The sequence below is a fragment of the Mesorhizobium sp. M0909 genome, from assembly GCF_040319515.1.
GTDB lineage: Bacteria > Pseudomonadota > Alphaproteobacteria > Rhizobiales > Rhizobiaceae > Mesorhizobium.
Genome location: NZ_JAMYOA010000056.1, coordinates 1 through 2,683 on the forward strand (window position 1 = coordinate 1; position 2,683 = coordinate 2,683).

At 64.5% G+C, this 2,683-nt stretch carries 3 protein-coding genes; all 3 read right to left on the minus strand.

Annotation, left to right across the window (positions count from 1 at the left end; all coding sequences use genetic code 11):
• Positions 1-530: extracellular solute-binding protein (locus NKH83_RS31435; protein ID WP_352809041.1), on the minus strand; the 530-nt coding region annotated here is incomplete at its 3' end.
• 39 nt (positions 531-569) lie between these two features.
• Positions 570-1,553 (minus strand): PfkB family carbohydrate kinase, encoded by a 984-nt coding sequence (locus tag NKH83_RS31440; RefSeq protein WP_352804598.1) that lies wholly within the window; start codon positions 1,551-1,553, stop codon positions 570-572.
• The gene (locus tag NKH83_RS31445) at positions 1,550-2,605 is read right to left on the minus strand and encodes an ADP-ribosylglycohydrolase family protein (protein ID WP_352809044.1); all 1,056 of its coding nucleotides are present in this window, start codon (positions 2,603-2,605) and stop codon (positions 1,550-1,552) included. The genes NKH83_RS31440 and NKH83_RS31445 overlap by 4 nt, the downstream gene beginning before the upstream one ends.
• Positions 2,606-2,683: the final 78 nt, after the last annotated feature.

Consider the following 2,683-nt stretch of genomic DNA (forward strand, 5'->3'; position numbering starts at 1 on the left):
AACTGCACCGCCTCGACGGCATCGTCACGGATGGTGACGCGGCCCTTGTGGGCGGGATCCCACATTTCGGCGATGCTCGTTGGCGGCTTGTCGAAGGACTTGTCGTTGATGGCGAGCGCCGTCAGTCCCCAGACCCAAGGTACCCCATAGACCTCGCCGTCATGGACAAGCATCGGCGAACTCGCCTTGTCCTTGCTGATGTCGGCATAGTTCGGCAGCTTGGATGTGTCGATCGGCTGGATCAGCTTTTCCGCCATTGCCTGGTCGTTGAAGGCGGCGTTGATCATAACGACGTCGTAGAGGCCGGGATTGGTCCTGAGCTTGGTCAGCATTTCCTGTTCGGAATTGAAGAAGTCGTTGACGACCTTGTTGCCGGTCGCCTTCTCGAAGGCCTCGATGGCCCACGGCTCGTCGGCGCCGTAGCCCTTCCAGTTGAGTACGTGCACCTCGTCGGCGTTTGCGGCAAATGCAAGTGCGGAGGTGAGGACGGCGGTCGCCGTCAGCAGGGCAGTCAAGTCGGGCATGCGCATGTTCGTTCCTCTCTGTGTTTGCCCGCTTCCCGGGCTTTGTCAGGCTGTCGGGCGTTTGGCCTCTTGCTTCCGGCCATGGAGGCCGATCGGCGGACCGCCATGGCTCAGGAATGTCTGGATCTCGTGGTCGGTCGGCGCTGATGAACCACCGTGGCGGGTGACGGAAATGGCCGCCGCCGCATTGGCGTAGTGCGCTGCCGCAAAAGGCGGCATGCCGCGCGCCAGCGCACTGACGAAAGCGCCGATATGGGTGTCGCCGGCGCCATTGGTGTCGAGGGCGGCGACCTCGAAGCCGGCAATCGTTTGCGCCGAGCCGTCGGCCAGCCGCACATGGCAGCCTTTCGCGCCAGCACGAATGACGACGCCAACGGCCTTAGGGGAGTGGTCACTTAGCAGCCGTGACGCGAGTGTCTCGACGGCGCCCGGACCGGCAATCGCGGCCGCTTCCGTCGTGTTGCAGCTCAACCAGGTAGTACGGGCGAGTATCCGCGACAGGATAGGGTGGGGAATGTCGGTGATGACAGGTGTCGGGTCGAGGACAAGCGGTGTGTCGGCCGGAAGCGCCTCGATCCAGCCGGTGAGCGCGTCGCGGCTCTTGGGATAGCTCAGCGTATAGCCTGACGTGAACACCCAGTCGTCTGCAGCGACCACCACGGGCGCCAGCATGTCGAGGCTGAGTACGCTTTCAGCACCCGGCCAAGACACGAAGGTGCGTTCGGCATCGCTCGAGATCAAGGCGACGCAATGGCCGCTGTCCATCATGGGCGATGGCGGGGTCATAGTACTGATACCCTCGGCGTTGAAGGCGCTGCGCAGGAAGTCGCCATTGGGTCCGCTGCCGAGTTGGCCGCCGAACACCACCTTCATGCCGGTGCGGCTGGCCGCGACCATCATGTTGAAGCCGCCGCCGGCGACTCGTGCATAGCTCGACGCAGTCTTCTCCGTGCCCGGTGCCGGCAAGGCATCGATGCGGTAAACATAGTCGACCACCGCGCTGCCGACATGGACGAGACGCCCTCTCATGCCGCCGCATCCTTGCCGCCACTGCCCTTGTCCACACGGCCTTTGGACATCCGCGCCACAACAAGGTCGGCGGCGAGCGCGCTAACCTCCGCTATGTCGATACCCTTGAGGTCTGCGATGCGGTTCTGAGGCAATCGGGAAAAGCCGGTGCAGGCACCGGCCATGCCGGCCGCGATGGCGCCGATCGTGTCGGTGTCGCCACCGAGATTGGCACTGATGACTGCCGCCTGCCAAGGGTCACCACCGGCGACTTCCAGCACTGCGAATGCAGCCGGAACCGACTCCTGGCTGGCGACGCCGGTGCCGACCAGATCGATGATCAGCCGGATCGCGTCCTTCGTCGCCTTGCCGCGCACAAGCTCCTGCGCCCAAGCAATGCGCGCAGCAATGTCACCGCCGGTCGCCCAATGGCCGAGTGTCGCCCCTCGTCTCGCTCCCGTGATGGCGTTGTCGGAAGCGGCACGCCAGTCACCGCCAGCGACGCCGCGGCTGATGGCGGCAGCGACCGCTGCGGCCGAAGCGATTGCGATCGACGTGTTGTGCGTCGCCATGCAGGTTTCGGCCACTTTGGCGACCAGCGCGTCAAGCGGCTCCAGCGGCATCATGATACCTACTGGCGCGATGCGCATGGCCGCACCATTTGTGTCGCCACTGCGCCCCGCTTCCTCGGCAGGCATACCATTGTTGATGGCGTCGATGGCGCGTTTGGTCGATGGTCCCAGCAGATCGTAGCTGCCGCGCGCCTTGACGTGGCGCTCCCAGTCGAGCAGCGCGTTGACCCACCGCGCATGGTCGAACCGGTTACCGGATTCGACCAAGATACGGCCAAGCAGAAGCGCCTGTTCGGTGTCGTCGGTGATCGTTCCGGCCGGGAGCCCCTTCGACACCGGATGGTCGGCGAAAGGAGTAATGAAGCCTTCGACATGGCCGTAGAGTTCGGCAATCCGCGCCGGCGACAAAAGCTGCGTCGGCATGCCCAGCGCATCTCCCAGTGCCCCGCCGACAAGCGCTCCCACAGCCCGATCGGTCGTGCTCCCGGCGTCGTCGGGCATCTCTCAGAACCTCATATGCAGCGCAAAATGCGCCGGGTTGAGCAGGCTGGTCACATATTCGATCGGCCGGTCATCGGC